The sequence below is a fragment of the Streptosporangium sp. NBC_01469 genome (assembly GCF_036227305.1).
In the GTDB taxonomy this organism is placed as follows: domain Bacteria; phylum Actinomycetota; class Actinomycetes; order Streptosporangiales; family Streptosporangiaceae; genus Streptosporangium.
In genome coordinates, this window is sequence record NZ_CP109465.1 from 5,760,621 (window position 1) to 5,786,148 (window position 25,528).

The following is a 25,528-nucleotide window of genomic DNA, read 5'->3' on the forward strand; positions in this document are numbered from 1 at the left end:
TCCTGACAGCGATCAAACGGAGCAGTGTCGATGACTTGTTCTGGACATCCGGAATTCGCGAGGATGGATCGCCGCACCGCACCTGCGGCCGACCGGTGGGGAGGCGTCCTCACGACCTCCGTTCCGCGTTCTTCCCGGACGCGCCCCACGCGGACGGCCGTCCAGGCCGTTCACCGTCCGGCCGTCACGACCCGGATGTCACAGAAAGACACGCACCATGACTGACGAAGCCGCTGTCGCCGACGACGGGAGCGAGGAGACGGCGACGCTGCCGCGCCGCAGTGACGCGCTCCGGTGCCCGCACATCGAGTACGGCGAGCGTCGCTGCGTCCTGCCTCCCGACCACGAACTGGACCACGTCTACCCGTACCAGAAGGCTCCCGCCCTGTGCGCGGGTGAGTGACGGGCGGGTGACCGGCCGACAGGGAACCGGCCCGACCGCGCGGAGAGGTCCCCTCGCGGGACGGGCCCCTCAGAGGACGCCGACCGCCTCGGCGGCGGCCACGGCGGCGCGGACGGCCTGCGCCGGGTCGCCCTCGTGGTAGCGCCGCTCGCTGGACTCGATGTTGTCGAGGAACTCCTGGTAGCGGACGGCGTACGCGAGGTGCTGCAGCGGTTCCGCCAGGACCAGCGCGCGGGCCGGGTCGCCGCCGGGGACGGCCGCCGCCCACGTCTCGCACCAGGCCGCCGCGGCCGCCTCCCCGTGGTCGGCGGGCAGGAAGTCGCGGGGCCGCAGCCCGTCGAGGGCGGGGTGGCCGTAGTGGCTGTCGGCGAGGTCCAGCACGACGGGGCCACGCGGCCCCGATACCCAGTTGCCCGGGTGGAAGTCGCCGTGCACCAGCGTGCACGGCAGGCCGCATGACTCCAGCGCGGCGGCCAGCGACGGCAGGCGGGCGGCCAGCCGGTGGGCCAGGCGCAGCTCCCCGGCGTTCAGGTCGCCGGCCGCCTCGCCGTCGAGCAAACCGCCCACCGAGGCCGCCAGGGCCGAGGGCGTGCGGTCGGGAAGCCCGTCGGGCCGCCCGTCGCCCCCGTGCCCGGCGAGGGCCGCCTGTGCCCTCGCCAGGCGGCTCACCGCCTCGGCGACGATCTCCCGCGGCGCCCCGTGACAGTCGCCGCCGGGCACGTGCTCCAGGAGGACCCGCCGATTCGGGGTGTCGGCCGCCACGACGGCGGGAACCAGGCCGGGATCCTCCGCCGCGAGCATCCCGATCGCGCGGGCCTCGTCGGCGGCGAAACCGGGAGTGATCTTCAGCCAGACCGGTCCCGGGCGCGTGGGGATGCGGAACAACCCCGCCAGGTTCCAGGTCTTCACCTGTCGCGCGGGCCCCTCGGCGGGCCTGCCCGCCTCGCGCAGCGCGGCCTCGGCCCAGCCCAGTGCCTCGCGCACCCCCGACGCCTTCGCCCACTCGGCCCGGTGCGCCACCGGGCCCGCCGACTCGCCCAGCTCTCCGGGGTCTCCGGGGTCTCCAGGGGAGGACGGCCTCCCGGTCGCGTCCGGGGCGCCGGGCCGGAGAGAGGCCAGGCCGGCCGTGGGGCGGCTCAGGGCCTCGACGTGGTAGGTCGTGTGGCCGTCGCGGGGGCCGCGGCCGCCGTCCTCGGCGTCGACCAGGCGCAGCACCACCACGGGCGTGCCGAGCACGCCCTCCAGGTGGGTCACGACCGATCCGACCTCGGCCCACCAGGGGTCGGCCACCGGGAAGGGGCCGACCGTTCCCAGCCACTCGGTGCCCGCCGTCACGAGGGCGCTCACCGTACGGCCCGATGCTTCGCTCACGGGGGCAGTGTGCCGTCAGGGAGGCCGTCGGTGCCACGGGTTTTCGCCGGGTCTGAGCCGGGTCTGAGCCGGGTCTGAGCCGGGTCCGAGCCGGGTCCGAGCCGGGAGCGAGGGGGGCGGCGCCCGGGACGGAGGGGGTCAGTGCCCGGGGCCGTGGTCGTCGAACAGGGAGGGCTCGTGCCGCCGGGCCGGCCGCGCGTGCGGCTCCATCGGCCCGGCGGGCTGGGAGTCCTCACCCGTGCGACCGCGCCGCAACTGGGACAGGAGATCCGCGTCCTCGCGCATCTCCCGCTCCGAGGGGGACAGGAAGATCGCCAGAAGCAGTCCGAGGGTGAGCAGGCTGATCCCGACGAGCAGGGGCAGCATGAAGTCCATCCCCTGCGCCCCGCTCGCCGGCGCGGAGGTGTCGTGGACGCCGACCCCGATGGCGAACATGCCGGTGTAGTGCATCCCATTGACCGCGAACCCCATCAGCAGGGCGGCGCCCGTGGTGGCGAGCGCCCCGCGTACCCGCAGGCTGAACCAGAGCGCCACCGTCGCCGCGACCACGGCGATGAGCAGCGACAACCCGACCAGGAGGGGGTCGTAGCTCACGTGCGCGGACATGTTCACGGCCGCCATGCCCAGATAGTGCATTCCGGCCACGCCCAGGCCGGTGAGCAGCCCGCCGCCGACTAGCGCGCCGGTGCTGTTCTCCCTGCGCGAGACCAGGAGGAGACCGGTGCCGACGACGACGACCGCGAGCAGCGCGGACGCGACGGTCAGCGGGACGTCGTAGCGGATCGACGTGCCCTGGACGTCGAAGCCCATCATCGCGATGAAGTGCATCACCCAGATGCCGGTCCCGCCGATGGACAGGGCCGCGCCGCCCAGCCAGAGCGCGCGCGAGTGGCCCTCCGCCCCGCGGGCCCGCGCGGTGAACAGCAGCCCCAGCAGGCAGCCGATGCTCGACATGGCGTACGAGGCCGCCGGTGTGACGAACCCGTAGGCGAAATGGTCGATGGGGGACATGACGAACTCCTGGCAGTGGGGAGAGAGTTGGAACGTGCCAGGACGGGGTCAGGCCGGGCTGGCGTGCGGGGGTGATCGTGGGTGGTCCGTGTCGTGACTGGTTGACCGGCCAATCACTGCGAGGGGTGCTCACCTTACAGTTCTCCGGTTCCGAATGGCCATAATGGGGTGATTAAGAATGCTCAAAACGGTCACGCGATGACTGTTCCGCTCACTTGACGTGAACATTCCAGGAGAGGAGGCGAGCCGATGATCAGGCTCGCCGGTCGAGGACGGCAGACGCCGCCGCCTCCGATATGGCCAGAGGACCGCTACGAGGTCGTCTGTGAGCGTGACGAGCCACATGGGAGCACCCGCGACCGCTACCACTTCCCGCGGTACGCGGTGCACTCGGCCCGTAACCTGGAGACGACCGGGCTCGCCAGGAGGGTGCGCGTGGTCAGGCTGTCCGACGGGATGGTGATCTACGACCGGGTCGGCGGCGTCGACCTGTCCGCCGACGAGGCCGACGAGTAGGTGACCCGGCCCCCGTCCGGGCGGCCGGGTCAACCCCCCGGACGGGGGTAGGGATCACGGGGGCGCCGGATGCGCCGCTCGTGTTCGCCGTCCGGTGGGGCCGGAATTGTCAAGGAGTGGCCATGGACGGATCCATGCCATCTGTGCCGCGAACGGGCGGGAACCGGGAGAACAACGGGAACGCCGGAGCGGGATCTTACGAGGGACGCGCGAGAATGCTCGCGGGACTGGCCGAGGCCAGCCACATGAGCGCGGTGGAGAAACTTCCGGCCCTCGTCGAGGAGCACGCCGCCCACGTCGGCCTGTACGACGTGCTGATCCACCTGGCCGACCTGCAGCAGGACGTGCTGCGCCCGCTGACCGGCCGTGGCGCCGACGAGGGGACGGAGCGGGAGAAGAGCGAGCTGCGGATCGACGGGACGCTGGCGGGACGGGCCTTCCAGGAGGTGCGCGTCCTGTTCAGACCCCCCTCGGGAGACGAACCGGGCCGCTGGTGGGTGCCGCTGCTCGACGGCACCGAACGCCTCGGTGTGCTGCGCCTCAGCGTCCGGCCGGAGACCGACGCGGAACGGGCCCAGGAGGACATGAGGCATCTCGCGTCCATGACGGCGCTGCTGCTGGTGAGCAAGCGCGCCCAGAGCGACTCCTACGCCCGGCTGGTGCGGACCCGGCCGATGAACGTCGCCGCCGAGATGCAGTGGAACCTGCTGCCGTCGCTCACCTTCGCCAACGAGGAGGTGGTGATCGGCGCCGCGCTCGAACCGGCCTACGAACTCGGCGGCGACGCCTTCGACTACGCGCTGTCCGGCGAGTGCGTCCACCTGGCGGTCTTCGACGCGATGGGGCACGACGCGTCCGCTGGGCTGACCGCGAACCTCGCGGTGGCCGCCGGCCGCAACCGCCGCCGCCAGGGCGCGGACCTGGTCGTGGTCAGCGAGGGGATCGAGGAGGTGCTGATCAAGGAGTTCGGCCTGGGCAACCGCTTCGCCACGGCCGTCCTGGCCAACCTGAACATGCGCACCGGTATGTTCACCTGGGTCAACCGCGGCCACCACCCCCCGGTGGTGATCAGGGGAGGGCGCTGGGTCACCACCCTGCGATGCCCGCCCGCCCACCCGATGGGGCTCGGCCTCGGGCTGCCCGTGCTCCTGTGCAGGGAGCAGCTGGAGCCCGGCGACCGCGTGCTCCTCTACACCGACGGCATGACCGAGGCCCGTAACCGGACGGGCGAGGAGTTCGGCCTGGAGCGCTTCGTCGACTTCATCATCCGCCGCGGCGCCGACGGCCTTCCCGTACCGGAGACCCTGCGCCGCCTGGTCCGCAGCGTGCTGGAGTATCACGACGGGAGGCTGCAGGACGACGCGACCGTCCTGCTGGTGGAGTGGCGCGGGGGCGGCCAGGGGGAGCTGTGCCTCTGAGCCGGGGCCGGGGACCGACGGGGTCAGGGGGCGGGAAGCCCGGGAGGATAGGGGCTCTCGCCGTTCCGGATCGCCGCGAGCATCCGGGCCGCGTACGCCCGCACGGCCTCGTGCAGGCCGTGGCCGAAACTCACGCGGGCCACCCCGAGGGCCGCCAGTTCGCCGAGTGACGGCGTGCCGGGGCGGAACAGGATGTTGACCGGCCCGTCGATACCCTCGGTCAGCGCGCGGACGGCCCCCGCCTCGGCCGCGAAGATCGGATAGACGCAGTCGGCGCCCGCCTCCAGATAGCGGCGGCCCCGCCGCACCGACTCGGCCAGCCGCTCCGCGGCGTTCCCCGTGCCGTGGATGTAGGTGTCGATCCGGGCGTTGATCACCAGGTCCACGCCCGTGCCGGCCGCGGCGGCCCTGACGGCGCCGAGGAGGGCGGCCTGCTCGTCGACGTCGGCCATCGCGCCCGTACGGGGGTCGGAGTCCTCCAGGTTGCAGCCGGACGCCCCCGCCGCGACGAGCCGCTCGACCAACTCCGCGGGCTCCAGCCCGTAGCCGCGCTCCATGTCGGCGGTGACGGGCAGGCCGACCGAGCGGCCGATCCTGGCGATCGCGGCCAGCATCTCCTCGACCGGCGTCCCCTCGCCGTCGTCGTAGCCGAGCACCGGGGCGATCGCGGCGCTGCCGGTGGCGATCACCGGGAAGCCCGCAGCCTCGACGGCGCGGGCCGACGCGGCGTCCCAGACGTTGGGCACCACCAGCGGGCGGCCGGGTACGTGCAGCGCCCGCAGCGCCGAGGCCTTCCCGCGGGCCGTCGTCGACGTGCTGCCGCCGCTGTCCGCGCTGGTCGAAGTGGTCATGGGAGCGACCCTAGGCGGGAAGCGGACCGACCTTAAGGGCCAATTCCATGCCAATCAATTGAGCCACTTCCCTCCCGGCCTTCGGGAGGAGCCGGACGATCTTCCAAAAACCGGGGGGCGGGAAGGCGGAGACCCCCGGACCTCACAGGGCCGGGGGTCTCCATCTCTCCGAATCGATCAGGCGCTCTTGCGGCGCTGGGCGCGTAGAATCGCCAGGCGCTCGTTGAGCACCTCCTCCAGGTCCTCGATCGTGCGGCGCTCCAGCAGCATGTCCCAGTGCGTTCGCGGGGGCTTGGCCTTCTTGGCCTCCGGCAGCTCGCCGTCCACCCGGAGGGCGGTCGCGCCGCACATGCGGCACTCCCAGGTCGCCGGGATCTCGGCTTCAGCGGCAAGCGGAACGTCGAATCGATGGCCCTTCGGGCAGGTGTAGGACACCTCCTGGCGCGGGGCCAGATCGGTGTTGCGGTCGTTCTCGTAGCTGGTCGCCCCGAGTCTGGTGCCGCGTAGCGCACGCTCGCCCATGTCTGAATGCCTCCTGAGGGCCCCGTCGTGAGGGGTTCGTCTCCCACGGCGTACAACGCTTGGTACCGTGTGTGGATTCCCACAGACAGGGTGATCCAATCGCACGTTCTTGACCCGGTCTGCGAAGGACCCTTTTTTCGAGGTGCCCTCAGATGCGTTCCGGCACCTGGTTTCCGGCCGCTCTGATGGCCTTGGGCAGGTCGATGAGGGCGAGCAGCACGAAACCGAGCACGAAAAAGATCACCAGAGAGATGATTCCCAGACGATAGCTGTCGGTCAGCTGGAGCGCCAGGCCAAGGGTGAACGAGCCGAGGAACGTCGAGCCCTTGTCGCTGATCTCGTACAGGCTGTAGTACTCCGCCTCCTTGCCCTTCGGGATCACGTGGGAGAACAGCGACCGCGACAGGGCCTGTGTCCCGCCCATCACGATCGCGATCGCGAACGCCAGCGCGAAGAACGGCAGTTTCGCGCCCGTGGGCAGGAAGTAGGCCACGGCCACCACCGCGATCCAGGCGATCAGCGCGACCATCACGACCCGCTTGGCCCCGTACGAGGCGGCGAGCCGGCCGAGCAGCAGGGCGCCGAAGAAGGCCACGAACTGCACCATCAGGATCGCCTGGATCCGGACCTCCTGGTCCAGGCCGAGCTCCTTGTCGGCGTAGGTGGCCGAGAAGGAGATGACGGTCTGCACGCCGTCGTTGTAGATGAGATAGGCGACCAGGAAGCCCAGGGTGAGCGGATAGCGTCGCAGCTCCCTGATCGTGCGGCCCAACTGGCGGAAGCTGCCGGTCACCGCCTGGACGGTCGTCTCGGCGCCCGAGGGGAGCGCCCGCCGGTTGCGCAGCCGCAGCAGCGGGATGATCGTGAACCCGCCCCACCACAGGCCCGCTGACGCCAGGGCGATGCGCACGGCCTCGCCCTCGGTGACGCCGAAGGACTCGTGGTAGAGGAAGAGCACCAGATGGAGGGCGAGCAGCAGGCCGCCGCCGAGATAGCCGAAACCCCACCCTCTGGCGGAGACCTTGTCGCGCTCGTCCGCCGTGGCGATCTCCGGTAGGAACGAGTTGTAGATCACGAACGCGGCGGCGAAGGCGACGCTGGACACCAGGAACAGCACGCCGCCCAGCAGGTAGCGCCCGTCGGCGACGAACCAGAAGCAGACGGTGGCCCCGGCGCCGAGGTAGGCGAAGAGGCCGAGAAGCTCCTTCTTCCTGCCGGTGTGGTCGGCCAGCGCGCCCACGACGGGCATCAGGACGATCTGCAGGATGGCCGCGCAGCCCACCACGAAGGAGTAGTAGGCGCTGGGCCGCACGTCGAACCCGAGCACGTCCACGTACGGGCGTCCCTGGGCGGCGGTCTCCGCGATCGTCGTCAGGTACGGGCCGAGGAAGACCGTCAGGATGGTGGTCGGGAAGGCGGAGTTCGCCCAGTCGTAGAAGTACCAGCCGCGCTGCTCGCGGCGTCGGGACTGGGGGGAGTCCTCGACGACCTGTTCGGAGGTCATGGGCGGTCCTCGGTTTGTCGGGGGGCGGGGGTGAGGGGACGGGGAGGGGCGTGGTTCATACGGCGAGGCGGCCCGGATACCACTGGCCACGGGACTCCAGCACGCCGCGCAGCCCCGAGATGTTGTCGGTCATCAGGCCGTCCACGCCGAGGTCGAGCAGGCGTTCCATCACCCCGGTGTCGTTGACGGTCCACACGTGGATCTGCATGCCGAGCGCGTGCGCCGTGCGGATCAGGGCGGGCGTGGTGACCCGCAGGCCGCGGAAGCCGACCGGCACCTGCGCGCACGGCACCCCGGCGCGGACCAGGCGGGCGAGCAGGCGGCCGTACCCGGAGGTGGTGGCGGCGGCGCGCAGGGTCGCCACGCCGCGCGGGCCGAGCGAGGAGCACACCTCGCGGCCGATCGAGGCGCGGGCCCTGGCGAGCCGCTCCTCGGAGAAGGAGGTGAGGCAGATCCGGTCGTGGGAGGCGGTCCGCCTGACCGCCTCGGCGAGCGGCGCGATGGCCGCCGACTCCTTGACGTCGATGTTGAAGCGCGCCTCGGGCCACGAGCCCAGCAGGTCCTCCATCAGCGGGATCTCGTCCACGCCGCCGATCCGCGCCTCGCGCACCAGCCGGTACGGCAGTTCGGCGATCCGGCCCCTGCGGTCGGTCACCCGGTCCAGGGTGTGGTCGTGGAAGGCCAGCAGCACCCCGTCGGCGGTGGCGTGCGCGTCGGTCTCCAGGTACGTGTAACCGAGCTCGACAGCCCGCTCGAAGGCGGGGAAGGTGTTCTCCCTGCCCTCGGCCGCGCCACCCCGGTGCGCGAAGGGCAGCGGACCGGGATGGTCGAGGAAGGCGTAACGGCGTTGCACGTGCAGGAGTATGCCCCCTGCGGGCCGGGCGCGTCATCGCGGGCAGGTGAACGTTTGGATCACAAGGCCCTGAACGGGGACGGGGCGGGGCGCGGCGGCGCCCTGAGGGCCGCTGAGGGCCGCTGAGGGACATCCACGGGGCCGTCGGGGGCGGTGCGGATCCAACGCCGCCGGACCTGGGGGAGGGCTTTGCCCTGGCCTGTCCATCGCCGTGGATGATGAGAAATACCTGGTTGTCCACGGCGGACCTCGCCGTTCCGCCCGGTTTCCGGTTTCCGGGGGCGCGGTGACGTCGAGGCCGGGGTCCGTGAGAACGGAGGCCGCGCATGAGCACGGGAAGCACTCCCGGACGCCTGGCGGGCGCGGGCGTTTTCCTCGACGAGCGCCTCGGCGCGGCGAAGTTCCTCAAACGGAACATGCGGAAGATCTTTCCCGACCACTGGACGTTCCTGCTGGGTGAGATCGCGCTCTACTCGTTCGTCATCCTGCTGTTGACCGGTACGTTCCTGACCTTCTTCTTCAATCCCAGCATGGAGGAGGTCCCCTACGGGGGCCGCTACTCGCCGCTCAAGGGCGTCATGATGTCCGAGGCGTACGCCTCGTCGCTGGACATCAACTTCGACGTGCGCGGCGGCCTGCTGATGCGGCAGATGCACCACTGGGCCGCCCTGCTGTTCATCGGCGGCATGACGATCCACATGCTCCGGGTGTTCTTCAACGGTGCCTACCGCAAGCCGCGCGAGCTCAACTGGGTGATCGGCGTGCTGCTGCTGGCCCTGGCGCTGGTCGAGGGCCTGACCGGTTACTCCCTGCCCGACGACCTGCTCTCCGGCGCCGGTCTGCGGATCACCGCGAGCGTGTTGCTCTCGCTGCCGCTGGTCGGCACCTGGCTCTCCTTCCTCCTGGTCGGCGGTGAGTATCCGGGCGAGGACATCATCCCGAGGTTCTACTCGATCCACATCCTGCTCCTCCCGGGCATCCTGCTGGCGCTCATCACCGCCCACCTGATCCTGACGTGGGTGCTGAAGCACACGCAGATGCCGGGCAAGGGCCGCACCAACGACAACGTGGTGGGCGCGCCGACCTACCCCTCCTTCATGGCCAAGTCGGGCGCCTATTTCATGTTCACCTTCGGCGTCGTCGCGCTGCTGGGCACCGTCGCCCAGATCAACCCGATCTGGCTGTACGGCCCCTACACCCCGTCCGACATCTCGGCGGGCACCCAGCCCGACTTCTACCTGGCGTTCCTGGACGGCGCGCTACGCCTGATGCCCTCCTGGGAGATCAACGTCCTGGGCCACACGCTGCCGATGAGCGTGCTGGTCCCGGCGCTGGCCCCGATGGGGATCATCCTGACGGGCCTGATCCTGTACCCGTTCGTCGAGCAGTGGGTCACCGGGGACCGCCGCGAGCACCACGTCGTGGACCGTCCCCGCAACAACCCGCACCGCACCGCGATCGGCATGGCGGCGATCACGTTCTACGGTGTCCTGTGGCTGATGGCCTCCAACGACCTGATCGCCGCGTTCTTCCACCTCTCGATCAACACGATGATCATAACCGGCCGGGTCCTGATCTTCGTCGGCCCGGCCCTGGCGTACTTCGTCGCCTACCGGATCTGCGTGGGCCTGCAGCGCCGCGACGCCGACGCCCTCGGTCACGGCGTGGAGACCGGTGTGATCAAGCGCCGGGCCACAGGGGAGTACATCGAGGTCCACGTCCCGTCCCTCGAGTCCATCGAGGCCCAGGTGCGGGGCAAGGAGCCGGTCCCGATCATCGAGGGGACGGCCGAGGACGGCATCCCGTCGCGCCACGAGAGGCACCATCCGCTCCGCAGGCTCCGCGCGATGATGAGCAGGGCGTACGGCGGCGAGAAGGTCCCGCTCGACGGCGGCCGGGATCACGGCGGCCACGACGGCCACGAGGGGCGTGACCGTGCGGGGCGCGCGGCCGTCGGCCGGGGAACGGACGAGAACAGGCCGCCGTGACCGGCCGGGGCCGTCACTCCCCGGGCGGCGGCACCTTGCCCGACCACTCCTGGCGGCGGGCCTCCGCCACCGCGATCGCCGCCGCCACCGCGACGTTGAACGAGCCGACCCGGCCGACCTGCGGGATGTAGCAGACGCCGTCGGCGGCCTCCAGCAGCGCGGGGGAGCACCCGTGGTCCTCGCTGCCCACCACCAGGCACACGTCCCCGCCCAGCTTGGCCTCGGACAGCGGCACCGCGTCGCCGGTGAGTTCCACCGCGACCACCGCGTACCCGTCCTCCTTGGCCGCCCGTACGGCCTCCAGGACGGGGACCGGCTCCTCCCAGGCCACCAGCCTGTCGGTGCCCAGGGCGGTCTTCTGCGCCTTGGGATTGGTCGGCGGGGTGGCGTTGCCCGCCAGCCAGATCCGCTCCACGCCGAAGGCGGCGGCGGTGCGGAAGATGGAACCGATGTTGAATGGGCCGGTCACCGACTCCAGGATCAGAGCCAGCCGCCCCTCGGTGTTCCTCCGCCAGGTGCGGTTGAGGCGTTTGACATCGGTCGGGCGCAGCTGCCTGCGCGGGTTCGCCGTCATCGGTCGTTCACCGTTCCTCGTCGTCCTTCGCTCGTTCCGCGTTCGTTCCGCGTTCTTCTCGCGGTGACCGTGTCTCGCCCACGGCGTTCTACAGCGCCCACGGCGCCCGTGGTGCGCGCCGCCGCAGGGGGCTCACCGCGCGGGGTCCGCCTCCGGGCGCGCCTCCACCCGCAGGACCCGGTACGAGGAGCGGGAGGCCACGCGCTCGGTGGGCCAGCCCCGCTCGTTCAGCCAGCGCTGCAGGGAGTCGGAGCCGAGGTGCTTCTGGACCACCAGGTGGGCGACGCCGTCCGGGGTGAGGCGCGACAGCCAGCGGGTCAGCATCTCGTGCATCGCGGCCTTGCCGATGCGGATCGCCGGATTGGACCAGATGGCGGAGAACCGCACCTCCGGCGGGACCTCGTCGACATGCATCGACCTTACTTTGTCAAGGGCCGCGGCCCTGGCGTTTCTCGCGCACAGCTCGACCGACCTGCGGTTGACGTCCACCGCCCAGACCGTCGCCTCTGGCGCGCGCGAGGCCATCGTCAGCGCGATCGGCCCGTAACCGCAGCCCAGGTCGAGCAGGTCGCCGCCCGGCGGCGGAGGGGGAACGCTCTCCAGCAGGATGCGGGTGCCCTGATCGACGCGCTCGGCGGAGAACACCCCGCTGTCGGTCTCCAGCCTCAGATGGAGGTCGGGGAGCACGAGCGTGACCGAGCCGGGACGGCCCGCGGTCTCCGGGCGCTCCTCGAAGTAATGTGCCACGTCGTAGAACGTTACCAACGGCCGGGACCGGCTCAGGGCAGCCGCGACCCCAGCAGCAGGGCCGCCCCGGCGGTCACCAGCCCGGCCAGGATCGCCGCCACCACGAACCACTGGGTGATCTCCTGGTTGACCGTCCGGTAGCCCAGCGAGGTGCCGATCTGCTCGTACACCTCCCGCAGCTGGCTGCCCGACTCCGCCTCGTAGGCGCGGCCGCCCGTGCCGTCCGACAGGGTCTGCAGGGTGGCCTTGTTCACCGGCACGTTCACGTCGCGGCCGTCGATCGAGACCGTTCCCTCCTGGGTGCCGTAGGCGATCGTGGAGACCGGCACCCGCGAGTTCATCGCCGTCTCGATCGCCTCCGCCACCGAGCGGCCCGAGGTGTTGTCGCCGTCGGACAGCAGCACGATCGCGGCCGGGGGCGGGTCGGTCACCGCCTGCTGGTCGAAGGAGCGCAGCGACTCCAGGGAGCTGAAGACCGCCTCGCCGATCGCGGTGCCCGCCCGGGTGCTGAGATTGCCGAGGGAGGTGCCGACCGCCTGGTGGTCGGTGGTGGGCGAGATCACGACCGAGGCGGAACGGGCGAAGGCGACCAGTCCGACGTTGAAGCGTTCCGGCAGGTCCGCGACGAACTTCTGGGCGGCCTCCTTGGCCGCGGTGATCCGGTTCGGCTGGACGTCGTCGGCCTCCATCGACAGCGAGACGTCCAGCGCGATGATGATCGTCGCGCGGTCGCGGGGGATGCGGACCGAGTCGGCGGGACGGGCCGCGCCCACGATCAGCAGGCTCATCATGACGAGGAACAGCAGCGGGGCCACGTGCCGCCGCCAGCCGGGCCCCGAGGGGGCCACCAGCGCCAGCAGGGGCAGGTTGGTGAAGCGCAGCGCGTAGCGGCGCCGGGCGAACTGGGCGGCCACGTAGCCCGCCACGAGCAGCGCCAGCGCGGCGAACAGCCACAGCCAGACCGGAGAGAGGAAGGTCACCGTGTCGCTCCCGACCTCGGGTGCCGATGGGTCAGGTGTGCCATGCGACGCTGCCGCAGCACGAACTGGGCGATGTCGAACACCCAGTCGCGGTCGGTGCGCAACACCAGGTGGGCCACCCCGCAGCGGCGCAGCGCCACCTGGTTGGTCATCCGCTGCGCGGCGGCGGCCTCCGCGTACGCCTGGCGGACCCGGGGCGTGAGCTGGATCTGGCGGTTCCGTCCCGTCTCGGGGTCGGTCATGCTGACCAGCCCAACCGGCGGCAGCTCCAGCTCACGGGGGTCGATCACCTCGACGGCCAGCACCTGGTGGTGGGCGGCCAGCCGGCGGATCGGCCGCTCCCAGGGCAGCTCCAGGCCGGGATCGAGGGTGGGCTCGGGGTCGAGGAAGTCGGAGACGATCACTCGCAGGCCGCGCCGTCGCCGGGCCGAGGCCAGGATCTCGATCGCCTCGGCCAGGTCGGGGGCACCGGCGACGGCACGGCCCCTGGGGGCGTCCATCAGCGAGTGCAGCAGGCCGTACAGGGCCGGGCGGCCACTTCTGGCGGGCATCCGGTGGACGTACTCGTCGTGCAGGACGTACGTGCCGAAGCGGTTGCCGATCCGGCCCGACAGGAAGCCGATCGCCCCGATGGCGGCCACGACCAGATCCCGCTTCTCCATGCCGGCGGTGCCGAAGTCCATGCTGGGCGACAGGTCCGCCAAGGCCCAGGTCTCCAGCTCCCGGTCGGCGATCAGGTCGCGCACGTGCGGGACGGTCGTGCGGGCGGTCACCGCCCAGTCCATCCGCCGGATGTCGTCCTCGCCGGGCACGTAGGCCCGGCTGTCGCCGAACTCGCTTCCGGGGCCGGGAAGGAGCCCCTGGTGCGCGCCCTGCAGCAGCCCGTCCAGGCGCCGGACGATCGTGAGCTCCAGCCGCCGCAACGCCTGCTCGGCCGTGCTCAGGTCAAGATCGCCGGCGCCCTTGAGGCCGGTCACCGGGGGCCCTGGTTCCAGACGACCAGCGGCGGCGGTACCGCGGCGAGGATCTGGCGGACCACGTCCTCGGGGTCGATCCCGTCGGCCAGGGCGTCGAAGGTGAGCATCAGCCGGTGGGACATCACGTCCACCGCCACGTCGCGCACGTCGTCGGGGAGCAGGTAGTCGCGGCCGCGCAGCAGCGCCAGGCCGCGTCCCGCGGCGACCAGGCCGAGGGTGGCCCGGGGGCTGACGCCGATCTCGATGTTCTCCTGCAGCTCGGCCAGGCCGTATTCGGCGGGGGAGCGGGTGGCCATCACGAGCCTGACCACGTAGTCGGCGACGAGCTGGTGGACCGAGACCTGGTCGGCCATGGCCTGCAGCGCGGCCAGCCGCGCTGGGTCGAGCACCGGCCTGGGGGTCGGCGGGGTCACGCTCATCCGGTGCAGGATCTCCAGCTCCTCGTGGGCGCTGGGATGGGTGACGCGGACCTTGAACAGGAACCGGTCGCGCTGGACCTCGGGGAGGGGGTAGACGCCCTCCGACTCGATCGGGTTCTGGGTGGCCAGCACGATGAACGGCTTCGGCAGCGGGTGGGTCTCCCCGGCCAGGGTCACCTGCCGCTCGGCCATCACCTCGAGCAGCGCCGACTGCACCTTGGCCGGGGCCCGGTTGATCTCGTCGGCGAGCAGGAAGTTGACGAACACCGGGCCGAGCTCGACGTCGAAGGCCTCGCGGGAGGGGTGGTACACCCGGGTCCCCACGATGTCGCTCGGGACCAGGTCGGGCGTGAACTGGATGCGGGCGAACCGCCCGCCGACCACCGTGGCCAGAGTCGAGGCCGCCAGGGTCTTGGCCACCCCCGGCACGCCCTCCAGCAGGCAGTGGCCCCGAGCGAGGAGTGCCACGAGCAACCGCTCCACCATGTGCTCCTGCCCGACGATGACCCGCCGGACTTCGGTCAGGGCGTCGCGCAGCAATCCGGTGTCGGTCTCGCTCGGCAGTTCTTCGGCGACGGTCATGTCGGTATTCCATCAAATGAAATGGCGGCTCGCACGACGGGCCCGCTCCGTATTTCCTGACAGTGCCGATCGCCTGCCGATCGCCTGCCGGTCGCCTGCCCGCCGCGTGCCGGTCGCGAGCCCGTGGCGAGCCCGTGGTGAGCCCCCGCGTACCGGCCGCGGGCCCGGACACCCGCCCGCCGCGGGTCCGCCGGGCACCCGATCCCGGTCACCCGCGGGGCGCGGTGTGATCGGCCGGGTGTGCTTTCATGTCAGACGTGGCCACTCCACTCCAGTACGGTGACCCGCCCCAGCTGGGGCCCTTCGTCGTGCAGGCCCGCCTGCGCGTGGGACCCGCCGGGCTGGTCTACCTCGGACTTGCGCCCGACGGCCGGGCCGTCTCGGTCGCGGTGCTGACCAGGGGGGCGGCGCTCGACCCGGCGGCCCGCGACCGCTTCGTCACCGGGGTCCGCGACGCGACGGCCAGCCGTTCCGGCGTACGGGGCTGGATGGCCAGGGCGACGCGCGCACGCACCGCGGTGGCCGACACGGTCCCGCAGGTGCTGGCCATGGACGGCGGGAGCGCCCCCTGGGTGGCCACACCGTACGAGCCCGACAGGGCGGGGGCGGAGCGGTTCCTCGAACCGGTGCTGGTCAGCGGTACGCTGATCGGCGAGCAGCACGGCCCCGACTTCGCGCCGCACTGGGTGGGCGACCGCTCGCCCGCGCTGCCCCCGCCGCCCAAGGGCGCGCCGCCGCCGACCGAGACCCGCCGGTCCGTGATCATCGCCGGGGTCGTGCTGACCGTGCTGCTCGTGCTGCTGGCCGTGATGGTCTGGCTCCTGCTGCGCAGGGAGGACGATTTCGAGCCGTCGCCGAGGCCGCTGCCGCCCACGGTGTTCGTCCCGACCTCGCCGCCGGTCCCGACGACACCCGAGCCCGGCCAGCCCACCCCGTCGCCGTCGCCGAGCCAGAGCGGGACCGGCACGCCGGGCCCCGAGGAGGGCGACGAGAACGAGGGCGAGCCCATCTAGGGACGCCCGCTCTCCAGGGACGCCCGCCCAAGCACATCCAGGCGACCGACGCTGCGAGGGAGGTGACGGCATGATCGGCGATCAGGCGGGCATGTCGGCCGTTGAGGTTGTGACCTGCGAAGAGGAGAGGTGACCACGCCATGCCGGCACGCGAGGAGATCCCGACCACCCTGCGGCGTTCGCCGAAGAAGGCGCAGGAGACGTGGATCAAGGCACATGACTCCGCGGTGGAGACCTACGGGGAGGGGGAGCGGGCGCACCGCACGGCGTTCGCCGCGCTGAAGCACTCCTTCGAGAAGGTCGGCGACCACTGGGAGCCGAAGAGCCGCAAGGGCCCGTCCGACGCCCGCGCCGCCCGGGGCGGGCCCGGGGGAGGCGGGAGCGCCGAGGGGGTGGACGCCAACGCCTCCAAGCAGCACCTCTACGACGTGGCCAGGCGCCTGGACGTCAGGGGGCGGTCCACCATGTCGAAGGAGGAGCTGGTCTCGGCCATCAAGAAGGCGAACCGGCGGGCCACGGCGAAGGCCCGCTGAGACCGCGGGGGTGAGCTGAAGCCGGCCACGGGAAGCCGAGACCCGTCGGGGTGAGGCGGGGCCGGGGACGAAGGTCCGGCCGAAGCCGGCGAAAGCCCGGTGAGGCGGATCGCGGTGAGGGCCCGCTGAGCCTCTGAGCACCGGATGCCCCGCCCGGGGAGTGCGTTCCCGGGCGGGCGTCGCCATGCGTAAATCGCCGTCTCTTTTTGTGGAGATTCTTTCCCTTATCGCTATAAAAAGCCTTATGCCGGATAAGGGGCTCGTGTGTCGATATGTACATCGGTGCGCCGGAAGCGACCGCGGAAGGGAAAGGAAGCGTCGTCATGACGGATGTGTCGAGCATGGGTCCTCAGCCGGGCGATGACCGCCCGGTCCTGACCAATCGTCAGGGGCACCAGGTCTACGACAACCAGAACCAGCGCACGGTCGGCGCGAGGGGTCCGGCCACGCTGGAGAACTACCAGTTCCTGGAGAAGGTCAGCCACTTCGACCGCGAACGTATCCCCGAGCGGGTGGTCCACGCACGAGGGGTGACCACCTACGGCTACTTCGAGGCCTACGGCAGGCTCGGCGACGAGCCGATCAGCCGCTACACGCGGGCGAAACTCTTCCAGGAGGCCGGGAAGCGGACCGACGTCGCCGTGCGGTTCTCCACGGTGATCGGCGGCAGGGACTCCTCGGAGGCCGCCCGCGACCCGCGCGGGTTCGCGGTGAAGTTCTACACCGAGGACGGCAACTGGGACCTCGTCGGCAACGACCTGGCGGTCTTCTTCATCAGGGACGCCATCAAGTTCCCCGACGTGATCCACTCGCTCAAGCCGGACCCGGTGACGTTCAGGCAGGAGCCCGGCCGGATCTTCGACTTCATGTCGCAGACGCCGGAGAGCATGCACATGATCGTCAACCTGTTCAGCCCGCGCGGCATCCCCGCCGACTACCGGCACATGCAGGGATTCGGCGTCAACGCCTACAGGTGGGTGAACGCGCAGGGCGAGACCCACCTGGTCAAGTACCACTGGATGCCCAAGCAGGGCGTGCGCAGCATGACGGCCGAGGACGCCGCCGCCGTACAGGGGCGGGAGCTTGGGCACGCCACCAAGGACCTGCACGAGGCGATCGACCGGGGTGACTTCCCCGAGTGGGAGCTGCTGGTGCAGATCATGAGCGACGACGAGCACCCCGAGCTGGACTTCGACCCGCTGGACGACACCAAGGTGTGGCCGGAGAACGAGTTCCCGCCCATGCCGGTCGGCAGGATGGTCCTGAACCGGAACGTGGCCAACAACTTCGCCGAGAACGAGCAGATCTCCTTCGGCACCGGCGTCCTGGTCGACGGTCTCGACTTCTCCGACGACAAGATGCTGGTGGGCCGTACGTTCTCCTACAGCGACACCCAGCGCTACCGGGTGGGGCCCAACTACCTGCAGCTGCCGGTCAACCAGGCCAAGCACGCCGAGGTGCGCACCAACCAGCGTGACGGCCTGATGACCTACCACGTCGACGGGGAGGGCGAGAACCCGCACGTCAACTACGAGCCGTCCATCACCGGAGGGCTCAGGGAGGGGCCGTACCCCGCCCACGACGAGCAGGGCCCGGTCGTCTCGGGGCGGCTGACCCGCAAGCGCATCCCGCGTACCGACGACTACACGCAGGCGGGCCAGCGCTACCTGCTGATGGAGAAGTGGGAACGCGACGATCTCGTACTGAACTTCGTCGACATGCTGTCCCAGGCCTCGCGCCCGGTCCAGGAGCGCATGGTCTGGCACTTCCTGATGGTCGAGGACGACCTCGGCCTCAGGGTCGGGGAGGGACTCGGGATCAGCCCCGACGACGTCTCCCACCTGGAGCCGCTGGCGATCCAGGACCTGAGCGAGGAGGACCGGGAGCGGATGTCCAGACTGGGCAAGAACGGACCCCGCGACGTGACCGGACTGAAGATGACCCACTGCGTGCCCGACGAGCGGGTGCGGGTGGAGCGGTAGAACCACCGCCGGGCCGGAGCGAGCCGTGCTCCGGCCCGGCGGGGTGGGAAGGCGTGAGCGGGGGAGCACCGCGCCGGGACGGCGTCCCGGCGGTACGGAGAGATGATCCACTCGCCTCGGACACCCCCTGACCAGGATCTTCGGGATAGGGAGAAATCCTCGGTCAAGGTCGCCCGATTTTTCCGCTTAAAAGGTATGAATGCCATTACAGCGGGCACGCGATTCTCAACCTGAGCCGCCATGACCTGAGCCGTTCCCACTCCCAATTGGATCGCCATGCCTGTTAAGAGCAACGTCATTCCGATCATCCACTGGTCCCGCCGCTCGTCCTGCCTCAGCGAGGACCCCGAGTTGTTCTTCCCCGTGTCCTACGAGGGGCCGGGCCGTGAGCAGTACGAGCGCGCCAGGGCGGTGTGCCGCCGGTGCCCGGTGCGCGGGCGCTGCCTGGAGTACGCGTTGAACACCCAGCAGATGTACGGCGTGTGGGGAGGCACCACCCCGGAGGAGCGCAGGGCCACCATGACCAGGGCGAGGCAGCAGGTCAGATAGCGGCTTCCCGCGTCATCCGGCCCTCCGGCCCTCGCCGGGCCCGCCCGCCCCGCTCTGCCCGCCGGTTCCGCCGCGCCTGCCCGGCGCGCGGTCCGGCCCGCCCGATCCGCCCGGTCCACCCGGCTCTCCGGGGTCTCCGCGCTCACCGGACTCGCCGAGGAGGACACGGAACCGGGTGGCGTTGCGCTGGGAGTTGTCAGCGCAGCAGTTGTTGAAGAGCACGTGGGTGACCTCGGTGCCCTCCGCGAGCTTCCTGACCCTGGCCGCCCACCGCGCGAGTTCCGCCTCCGAGTACATGTACGCGAAGCGCTCGTCGACGTTCTTACTGGTCCATCTGTCGGAGTGCCCGTGCATCCGCACCACGGCGAGGTCGGAGGTCGCGGCCAGAACCGGCGGGATCGACGAGGCGTGCCCCTGGGGCATGTCGACCCCCACGTACGCGAGGTCGTGCCCGGCGAGGAAGGCCAGGGTGTCCTCGCGGTTCTCCCCGCTCATCCAGGTGTGGTTGCGGAACTCGACGCTGACGCGCATCGGCGCGCAGCGCCGGGCGCACTCCAGGATGTAGCGCCTGTTGCTCTCCCCGATCGGGAACCACGGCGGGAACTGGAAGAGCACCGCCCCCAGCTTGCCCGCCTCGTGCAGCGGCTCCAGCGCGTCGAGGAACCGCCGCCAGACCTCGTCGGCGATCTCCGGTGGCACGTCCTTCGGGTAGAGGTTGCGCCGCGGCGGCGCACCGAGGCTCTCCCGCACGTCCTTGTGGAGCGAGGCGGGCCGGGTGGGGTGCCCGGTCAGCAGGGAGAAGGCCTTGATGTCGAAGGTGAAGCCCTCGGGGGTGCGGTCGCGCCACGCCTCCGCGGTGCTTCGCGACGGCGGGTGATAGTAGGTGGCGTCCACCTCCGCGACCGGGAACCTCGTCGCGTAGTAGGCCAGGCGTTTCGCCGGGGTGGAGGCGTCCTCGGGATACCAGCCCGACTCCAGCAGTGACCGGTGGGTCCACGAGGCCGTGCCGACCAGGATCCTGCCCATGTTCACGCCCTCCCTGACACGTCCGGTGTCCTCCCGCGCCCCGCCGCTGGCTGACGGCCCCGGCCGCGGGTGGGCTGGAACGGCCACGCCGGGTGGACGACCGTGCCGGCCCCCTCCGGGTGCGGCGCCGGGTCGCCGGCGACGTCCACGGCCGACCAGGTGATCTTGGGCGGGCGCCGGTCCGGCTGCCCGCGGGTCAGGTTCCGATCGGCCGCGGGGGCCGACACCATGCCCGTGCCCACGTTTCCCGTCGCGCCGGCGACCGCTGCTCGCATGCCTACCGGGTGCCCTGGGAAGACCCGGTGAACCCCCTCCCGGCGACCGCGTCGCCGCACGGGGAGAGGGGCCGGCGGTGCGCGATCGCCGCGTCCGGCCGGGATCCGGCCTCCGCGCCACGGCGCCGACTCGCGGGACGATCCGCTCCGGACGTGCCGTCCGGGCCGATGGGAGTGGATCGCCCTGTTTTCGTGCGCGCGAAACATCGAGCGCGCGAGACGCAGGGGAGCCCGCGGCCCGGGGTCAGCGCCGGGGGGACGGCCAGGGGTTGGGGCGGCAGCCGTACAGGGACTTGGTCTGCTGGAGCATCACCGGCGCCCGCCGGCCGCGCCCCGGGCAGGACACGTGGCCGTGGCCGAGACCGTGGCCGACCTCGTGACTGATGACGTACTCGCGGTAGGAGGCCACGTCGCGGCCGTAGCCCGCCGCCCCGCTGTTCCAGCGGGCCGCGTTGATGATCGCGCGCTCGCCGTTCCAGCAGGAGAGTACGCCGTTGGTCCGCATCGGCAGGCACCGCCTGTCGGCCGTCTCGGGGCTGGTCAGCGAGACCCTGATCGTCACCGGGCCGCGGGCCACCCGCTTGAACCGGTACCCCCAGCCGCGCGGGTCGTTGAGGATCCGGTGCACCTCGGCGGCGAACTCCTTCACCTCGAACGGCAGGCCGCGCTCGACCTCCACCACGTACCGGATCACCCTGCCCTTCTTCCCTCTCGGGGGTCCGGCCTCGCCGGGGGCGACGGCGTAGCGGCCCTTGGCCGACCGGGGAACCTTCAGCTTCAGCGGCTGCTGCCGGCCGTTGGCGAGCAGGAGCGGCTTCTTGATCGGTGACGGGGTCGCGGGGCCCGCGGAGTTCGCGGGCGCGGCCGTGTCCTGCGGCTGCGGCGGCGGGGTCGGTGTCCCGGGCGCCGTGGGTATCCCGGGCGGGGCGGCGTCGGGAGGTGCGGGCCTGTCGGGAACGGGGTCGAGGTGGCCGCTCAGCACCGTGGCCCCGCCGGCCGTGAACGTGACCACGATGCTCAGCGCGAGAAGCCACAGAACGGTCTTAGGGTCACGTCTCATTTCGTTCCTGGACATAGACCGTAAACCTTATTGCCCCTCGGCGGTAACTAATCAAACCAGGAGAAAATCCATCATATGACGGCAGCCCAGAGGCACTTTGGGGGGGTATGCCAACGGCGACCGCAGGCTGCGGCCGCCGTCGGATTGGGGTTTCGCGGGCTTGACAGGATGTTTGCTGGCTTAACAGATGGTTTGCGGTGATATGTCGCTGGGAACCGTGGCCGGTGTCGTGGTCGCGCGGCCTGTCACGGCCCTGTCGTGGCCCTACGAGTGCGGGCAGGTGTCCTGGTACTCGGAGATGCTCAGGTCGAGCCGGGGTGCGGGGCAGAGGAACTGCTCGTACCGGGTGTCGTTGTCGACGAACCGCTTCATCCACGAGACGCTGTACTTGGCGATCGTGGTGTTGGACACGTTGGGCGCCGTGTGACCGGCGTTGTTGAGCTCCAGGTAGGCCTTCTCGGAGGAGGCCGGGATGCTGTTGTAGAACGGCTTGGCGTGCGCGCTCACCGAGGCGATCGCGTCGTTCTCCGCGCCGATGATCATTGTCGGGACGCGCAGGCCCGACCAGCTCTTGGTCGTGTGCCACGGGGTCAGCGGGATGGCCGCCTGCAGTTGTGGCCGGCTGTCGGCCGCCGCCAGCGTGCCGCCGCCGCCCATCGAGTGCCCGGCGACGCCGAGCCTGCTTCCGTCGACCCGGTTCGCGACCGAGCTGTCCTCCACCAGGTAGTCGAGCGCGGCCAGCAGCTGCCGGCCGCGGCTGGCGGGCTGGTCGGAGCGGGTGAGGGTGTCGATGTTGAAGACCACGAACCCGTGGGAGGCCAGCCGCGAGGCGAGCCAGGCCATGGTCGACCTGCTCGCGGTGTAGCCGGGGGCGATGGCGACCCCGCCGAACGTCCCCTCCGCGGTGGACGTCGGATAGTAGATCGTGCCTCCGCCGAAGCCGCTCACCCGAGCCGAGGAGACGGTGGTCTCGGCGATCGTGAACGGTCCTCTGGCCGCCTCGATGCTGGAGGTGGTCGGGTCGGGGCCGCGGTCGTAGGGACCCGCGGAGGCGGCCTGCGCGGCGGGGGCCGCGACGGCCTGCGCGGCGGGCGCGAGGGTCCCGCCGGTGCCGAGCAGAGCGAATGCGAGGGTCAGCGTGGCGACCGTCGTCGCCCGGCGGGAACGCCTGGACGCGGGGGCCTGGGGGGTGGTGCCGTACGGCTGCACGTTGCTGTACTCCGTTCCTGTGGGGGGAACCACGGCGATACGGCGGTCGGCGCTGGCGGCCGTTCGCCGCGCGTCGGCCCGCCACCGGGAACGGCGGCGGTACGGTCAGCGCACCGGGGTGACCCCTCGGGTTTCTGACAGTCGCCACTTTCTCGTTGTCAGCCCCGAAGTGCATCGGTGAAATCACCCGTACTCCAGCGCACCGGTGAATACCGGCATCAATGGTGGAATCACGACATCAGCCGCACCAGTTCCACCCGAGAGCGGATGTCGAGTTTGGCGAAGATGTTCCTGAGGTGGTGCTCGACGGTCCTCGGGCTCAGGAAGAGCCGGGCCGCCACCTCCCGGTTGGTGGCGCCGTCCGCGACGATGCGCGCGATCTGGTACTGCTGCGCGGTGAGCTTCTCCGTGGCCCTGGGGCGGTGCGACCGGACGGCCTCTCCCGCCCCGCGCAGCTCGGTGCGGGCCTGCTCGGCCCAGAGCCGCGCGCCGAAGCGCTCGAACGTCTCCAGCGCGCTGTGCAGATGTTCCCTGGCCGCGCCCGGACGCCGGTTCCTGCGCAGCGCGCTGCCGAAGAGCAGCTGGGTGCGGGCCGTCTCGAACTCGGAGAAACCCTGGTGGTGCAGGTCGAGCGCGGCCCTGAAGTGCTCCTCGGCGTCGCCGGGAGCGGCCAGGAGGGCGTGGCAGCGGGTGGCCAGCGCGCGCCGGTCGGGACTGCGGGTGCTGCCCACCCAGCGGTCGAGCACCCGCAGCGCCTCCCTGGCCCGCTCCCGGTCGCCCGTGCGCGCGATGGCCTCGACGAACAGGGGGGTCGACATGACCCGTATGACGAGGTGGCCGCTGGTCCCGCCCGCCCTGGCCGTGGCCCGCAGCCGCTTGGCGGCGTCGGCGTGGCGGCCCGCCGCGAGGTCGAGGTGGGCCAGGGCCCAGTTGCCGAGGGCTCCCGCCACGCACACGCCGTGGGCGCCCGCCAGCTCGATGGCGCTCGCCGCCCTGATCGCGCAGGTCTCCTCGTCCCCCTCGACGGCCGCGGTGAGGGCGAGCCACCCCAGGTGCTGGCCCGCGCTGTTGGGCCGCCCGCGTTCCTGAGCCAGCCGCAGCCCCTCGACGGCGCTGGCGGTGATGGAGGCGTAGCGGCCCATCCAGATCTCGGCGTGGATCATGAACTCCAGGACCTGCGGCACGGTGGAGACCGCACCGCGTGCGCGCGCCGTCTCCACCGCCCGGCCGCACAGCCGCACCGCCTGCGCGTCGTCGCCGAGCAGCAGGCTGGCCACGCCCGCCCACACCAGCACCGAGGGGGTGCGCACCGAGGGCGCGAGCTCCAGCACCCGGCGGAGCGGATCGGCCGCCTCCCGGTGGCGGCCGTCGAAGGTCGCCGCCGTACCGGCCAGATACTCGAACATCAGCTGGGTGGCTGCCGGGTCGTCCGGGCGGCGCAGCGTGGCGGCCCACCGCGCGATGTCCAGATAGCGAAGATTGTCGCCAGCGAGGTAGCTCGCCTCGCCCGCGCGGATGAGCACTCGGACGGCCTGTCCCCGGTCCCTGTCCAGCAGCGACTCTGCCGCCGCCATCAGGTCATCCCCGGCGCTGCCGGTCTTCCCGCTGCGCAACTCCAGGCTGCCGCGGATCAGCTCGGCCTGGCTCCGTACCTCCTCGGAGATCGTCAGCGACTGCAGGCGGGTGAGCAGCGACCGGGCGCGCCGGGGCAGGCCCGCGTGCCACGCGCGATTGGCGGCGGCGGCCAGGCGCGCGGCCTTGACGTCGCCGTGCTCGGTCAGCTCGGCCGCCCGCTCGAAGGCGAGGAAGGTCGCGGGGTGGCCGCCGTGGGCGCCCGCCGCCGCCGCGGCCGAGGCCAGCTCGTCGGCCAGCGACTCCGCGGGGCCGTCCATCGCGGCCGCCCGGTGCCAGGCCCGGCGCAGCCGCTGGTGGTCGTGGCGCAGCACGCCCGCGAGCAGGCGGTGCGCGATGCGGCGGCGGGCGAGGGAGGCGCCGGCGTAGACCACCGTCCGCATCGTCGGCTCGCGGAACTCGTAGCGATCGCCGTCGTCCCCGGAGACATGGACGATCACCCCCGCCCGCTCCGCCGGTTCGAGCGCGGTCAGCGCGCACTCCGGCTCCGCGGCGCCGACCAGGGCGACCGTCTCCAGGTCCGGATCCGCCGCGAGCAGCAGGAGCATGTCCGCGGTGTCGCCGGGCAGCCGCGCCAGTCGATCGGCGTACGCGCGCCAGAGCCGCCCGCCCCTCGGCAGGGTCGCGGGCGGGGCGGCGGCGCCGGAGATCTGCTCGGGGCTCAGCGACCCGGCGAGCTCTCCGAGCGCCAGCGGGTTGCCGCGGGCGATCTCCAGCAGCGACGCCCGTACGTCGTCGGCCGGCCCCGGCAGCAGGTCGTCGATCAGCCGCCCGGCCGCCTCCTCGTCCAGGGCGCCCAGCTCGAACGCCGGTATGTCATCGGGGGAGGTGCCGTTGTCGCCGTCGTCGGCCCCGAACAGCAGCACGACCGGTTCCCCGGCCAGCCGCCTGGCCGCGAAGAAGAGCGCCTCGCGGCTGGGCGCGTCGAGGTGGTGGACGTCGTCGACGCAGGCCAGTACCGGAACGCCGACGGCCACCAGGAGGTTGAGCACCGCCGCGGGAAGAGCCAGCCCGCCGTCCGCCGCGCCCAGTTCCAGCGCCCGCGTCAGCGCCTCGGCCTGCGCCGGGGGGAGCGCGGGCAGCCGGTCGGCGATCGGCCGGAGCAGTCCGTGCAGCCCCGCGTACGGCAGGTGTGACTCCGCCGCGGTGCCGCGCACCCTGAGCACGACGAAGCCGCCGGTGCCGTTGGCGTTGCGGGTGCCGCCGGTGTCGCCGGTGTCGCCCGCGTGGTTCGCCGCGAGGTCGAGCATCGCGGTCTTTCCCGTCCCCCGCGCCCCGCGCAGGATCGCCGCGCCCCCGGAGCCGCCGCGGGCGGCGTCGAGTAGTCGCAGCAGCGCGTCCCGCTCCGTGTCGCGGCCGTGCAGCGCCGGTGACCGGGTGGCGGCGGAGGGGGAGGACATGCCTCAGTGTTACGCGCGTGTGTCGTGCCTGGAAAGAGCGGGTGACGGGGTTCTCCACCGGCCTCCGCCGGCCTGCACCGGTGTACCGGCGACGCCGGGAAGACTGGTGATTTCACCGATGCGCGCCGAGGAG

General features: G+C 71.7%; 24 protein-coding genes. 8 read left to right on the forward strand and 16 right to left on the reverse strand.

The window, feature by feature from the left end; translation table 11 throughout:
- The first annotated feature begins 217 nt into the window (after positions 1-217).
- Entirely contained in the window at positions 218-403 is a 186-nt protein-coding gene (locus tag OG587_RS25250) for a hypothetical protein (protein WP_329079411.1), read from the forward strand.
- A 69-nt stretch (positions 404-472) separates the two neighbouring features.
- Here OG587_RS25250 and OG587_RS25255 read toward each other — a convergent pair whose 3' ends face one another.
- Positions 473-1,774: a phosphotransferase gene (locus OG587_RS25255; protein WP_329079413.1), complete on the reverse strand. Its 1,302-nt coding sequence runs from the start codon at positions 1,772-1,774 to the stop codon at positions 473-475.
- Between the two features lie 138 nt (positions 1,775-1,912).
- A complete protein-coding gene (locus tag OG587_RS25260; protein ID WP_329079415.1) occupies positions 1,913-2,785 on the reverse strand; it encodes an MHYT domain-containing protein in 873 nt (290 codons plus the stop codon).
- 249 nt (positions 2,786-3,034) lie between these two features.
- On the opposite strand from OG587_RS25260, the gene OG587_RS25265 reads away from it, so the two are divergent.
- Both OG587_RS25265 and OG587_RS25270 read left to right on the forward strand, forming a co-directional pair.
- The gene (locus OG587_RS25265; RefSeq protein ID WP_329079416.1) at positions 3,035-3,301 is read left to right on the forward strand and encodes a hypothetical protein; all 267 of its coding nucleotides are present in this window, start codon (positions 3,035-3,037) and stop codon (positions 3,299-3,301) included.
- Positions 3,302-3,546: 245 nt separating this feature from the next.
- Positions 3,547-4,719 (forward strand): PP2C family protein-serine/threonine phosphatase, encoded by a 1,173-nt coding sequence (locus OG587_RS25270; RefSeq protein ID WP_329094007.1) that lies wholly within the window; start codon positions 3,547-3,549, stop codon positions 4,717-4,719.
- A gap of 23 nt (positions 4,720-4,742) precedes the next feature.
- Here OG587_RS25270 and OG587_RS25275 read toward each other — a convergent pair whose 3' ends face one another.
- The 4 genes from OG587_RS25275 to OG587_RS25290 all read right to left on the reverse strand — a co-directional run bounded on the left by OG587_RS25275 (position 4,743) and on the right by OG587_RS25290 (position 8,449).
- On the reverse strand, positions 4,743-5,570 hold the full coding sequence (locus OG587_RS25275; protein WP_329079418.1) for an isocitrate lyase/PEP mutase family protein: 828 nt from the start codon (positions 5,568-5,570) through the stop codon (positions 4,743-4,745).
- Between the two features lie 177 nt (positions 5,571-5,747).
- Positions 5,748-6,092: an RNA polymerase-binding protein RbpA gene (locus tag OG587_RS25280; protein WP_089205581.1), complete on the reverse strand. Its 345-nt coding sequence runs from the start codon at positions 6,090-6,092 to the stop codon at positions 5,748-5,750.
- Between the two features lie 148 nt (positions 6,093-6,240).
- Positions 6,241-7,596: an MFS transporter gene (locus OG587_RS25285; protein ID WP_329079428.1), complete on the reverse strand. Its 1,356-nt coding sequence runs from the start codon at positions 7,594-7,596 to the stop codon at positions 6,241-6,243.
- Between the two features lie 55 nt (positions 7,597-7,651).
- Complete coding sequence (locus OG587_RS25290; protein WP_329079430.1) at positions 7,652-8,449, reverse strand: glycerophosphodiester phosphodiesterase; 798 nt, start codon at positions 8,447-8,449, stop codon at positions 7,652-7,654.
- Positions 8,450-8,775: 326 nt separating this feature from the next.
- On the opposite strand from OG587_RS25290, the gene qcrB reads away from it, so the two are divergent.
- A complete protein-coding gene (gene qcrB / locus OG587_RS25295) occupies positions 8,776-10,437 on the forward strand; it encodes a cytochrome bc1 complex cytochrome b subunit (RefSeq protein WP_329079432.1) in 1,662 nt (553 codons plus the stop codon).
- Positions 10,438-10,450: 13 nt separating this feature from the next.
- On the opposite strand, the gene OG587_RS25300 is transcribed toward qcrB, so the two are convergent.
- From OG587_RS25300 to OG587_RS25320, 5 genes are all read right to left on the reverse strand, one after another.
- Positions 10,451-11,011 (reverse strand): TrmH family RNA methyltransferase, encoded by a 561-nt coding sequence (locus tag OG587_RS25300; protein WP_329079434.1) that lies wholly within the window; start codon positions 11,009-11,011, stop codon positions 10,451-10,453.
- A gap of 132 nt (positions 11,012-11,143) precedes the next feature.
- Positions 11,144-11,758, reverse strand: coding sequence for a class I SAM-dependent methyltransferase (locus tag OG587_RS25305; protein WP_329079435.1), 615 nt, complete (start codon positions 11,756-11,758; stop codon positions 11,144-11,146).
- A gap of 32 nt (positions 11,759-11,790) precedes the next feature.
- Complete coding sequence (locus tag OG587_RS25310; RefSeq protein ID WP_329079437.1) at positions 11,791-12,738, reverse strand: VWA domain-containing protein; 948 nt, start codon at positions 12,736-12,738, stop codon at positions 11,791-11,793.
- Positions 12,735-13,715 carry a DUF58 domain-containing protein gene (locus tag OG587_RS25315; RefSeq protein WP_329079438.1) on the reverse strand — a complete coding sequence of 327 codons (981 nt, stop codon included), beginning with the start codon at positions 13,713-13,715 and terminating at the stop codon, positions 12,735-12,737. Before OG587_RS25315 ends, OG587_RS25310 begins: the two co-directional genes overlap by 4 nt.
- On the reverse strand, positions 13,712-14,716 hold the full coding sequence (locus OG587_RS25320; protein ID WP_329079440.1) for an AAA family ATPase: 1,005 nt from the start codon (positions 14,714-14,716) through the stop codon (positions 13,712-13,714). Before OG587_RS25320 ends, OG587_RS25315 begins: the two co-directional genes overlap by 4 nt.
- A gap of 248 nt (positions 14,717-14,964) precedes the next feature.
- Between OG587_RS25320 and OG587_RS25325 the strand changes: the two genes are divergently transcribed.
- The 4 genes from OG587_RS25325 (at position 14,965) to OG587_RS25340 (ending at position 18,793) form a co-directional block, all read left to right on the forward strand.
- Positions 14,965-15,729 (forward strand): hypothetical protein, encoded by a 765-nt coding sequence (locus OG587_RS25325; RefSeq protein ID WP_329079442.1) that lies wholly within the window; start codon positions 14,965-14,967, stop codon positions 15,727-15,729.
- A gap of 140 nt (positions 15,730-15,869) precedes the next feature.
- Positions 15,870-16,262: a ChaB family protein gene (locus OG587_RS25330; protein WP_329079445.1), complete on the forward strand. Its 393-nt coding sequence runs from the start codon at positions 15,870-15,872 to the stop codon at positions 16,260-16,262.
- A gap of 323 nt (positions 16,263-16,585) precedes the next feature.
- Positions 16,586-18,244, forward strand: a complete 1,659-nt coding sequence (locus tag OG587_RS25335) for a catalase (protein ID WP_329079447.1) — start codon at positions 16,586-16,588, stop codon at positions 18,242-18,244.
- A gap of 276 nt (positions 18,245-18,520) precedes the next feature.
- Positions 18,521-18,793, forward strand: coding sequence for a WhiB family transcriptional regulator (locus OG587_RS25340; protein WP_329079449.1), 273 nt, complete (start codon positions 18,521-18,523; stop codon positions 18,791-18,793).
- A gap of 12 nt (positions 18,794-18,805) precedes the next feature.
- On the opposite strand, the gene OG587_RS25345 is transcribed toward OG587_RS25340, so the two are convergent.
- The 5 genes from OG587_RS25345 to OG587_RS25365 all read right to left on the reverse strand — a co-directional run bounded on the left by OG587_RS25345 (position 18,806) and on the right by OG587_RS25365 (position 25,395).
- Positions 18,806-19,819 (reverse strand): DUF72 domain-containing protein, encoded by a 1,014-nt coding sequence (locus OG587_RS25345; protein ID WP_329079451.1) that lies wholly within the window; start codon positions 19,817-19,819, stop codon positions 18,806-18,808.
- 2 nt (positions 19,820-19,821) lie between these two features.
- Complete coding sequence (locus tag OG587_RS25350; RefSeq protein ID WP_329079453.1) at positions 19,822-20,094, reverse strand: hypothetical protein; 273 nt, start codon at positions 20,092-20,094, stop codon at positions 19,822-19,824.
- Positions 20,095-20,338: 244 nt separating this feature from the next.
- Positions 20,339-21,154 carry a DUF3152 domain-containing protein gene (locus OG587_RS25355; protein WP_329079455.1) on the reverse strand — a complete coding sequence of 272 codons (816 nt, stop codon included), beginning with the start codon at positions 21,152-21,154 and terminating at the stop codon, positions 20,339-20,341.
- 264 nt (positions 21,155-21,418) lie between these two features.
- The gene (bdeA, locus tag OG587_RS25360; RefSeq protein ID WP_443075224.1) at positions 21,419-22,396 is read right to left on the reverse strand and encodes a bis(hydroxyethyl) terephthalate hydrolase; all 978 of its coding nucleotides are present in this window, start codon (positions 22,394-22,396) and stop codon (positions 21,419-21,421) included.
- Positions 22,397-22,593: 197 nt separating this feature from the next.
- A complete protein-coding gene (locus tag OG587_RS25365; protein ID WP_329079457.1) occupies positions 22,594-25,395 on the reverse strand; it encodes a LuxR C-terminal-related transcriptional regulator in 2,802 nt (933 codons plus the stop codon).
- Between the last annotated feature and the right edge of the window lie 133 nt (positions 25,396-25,528).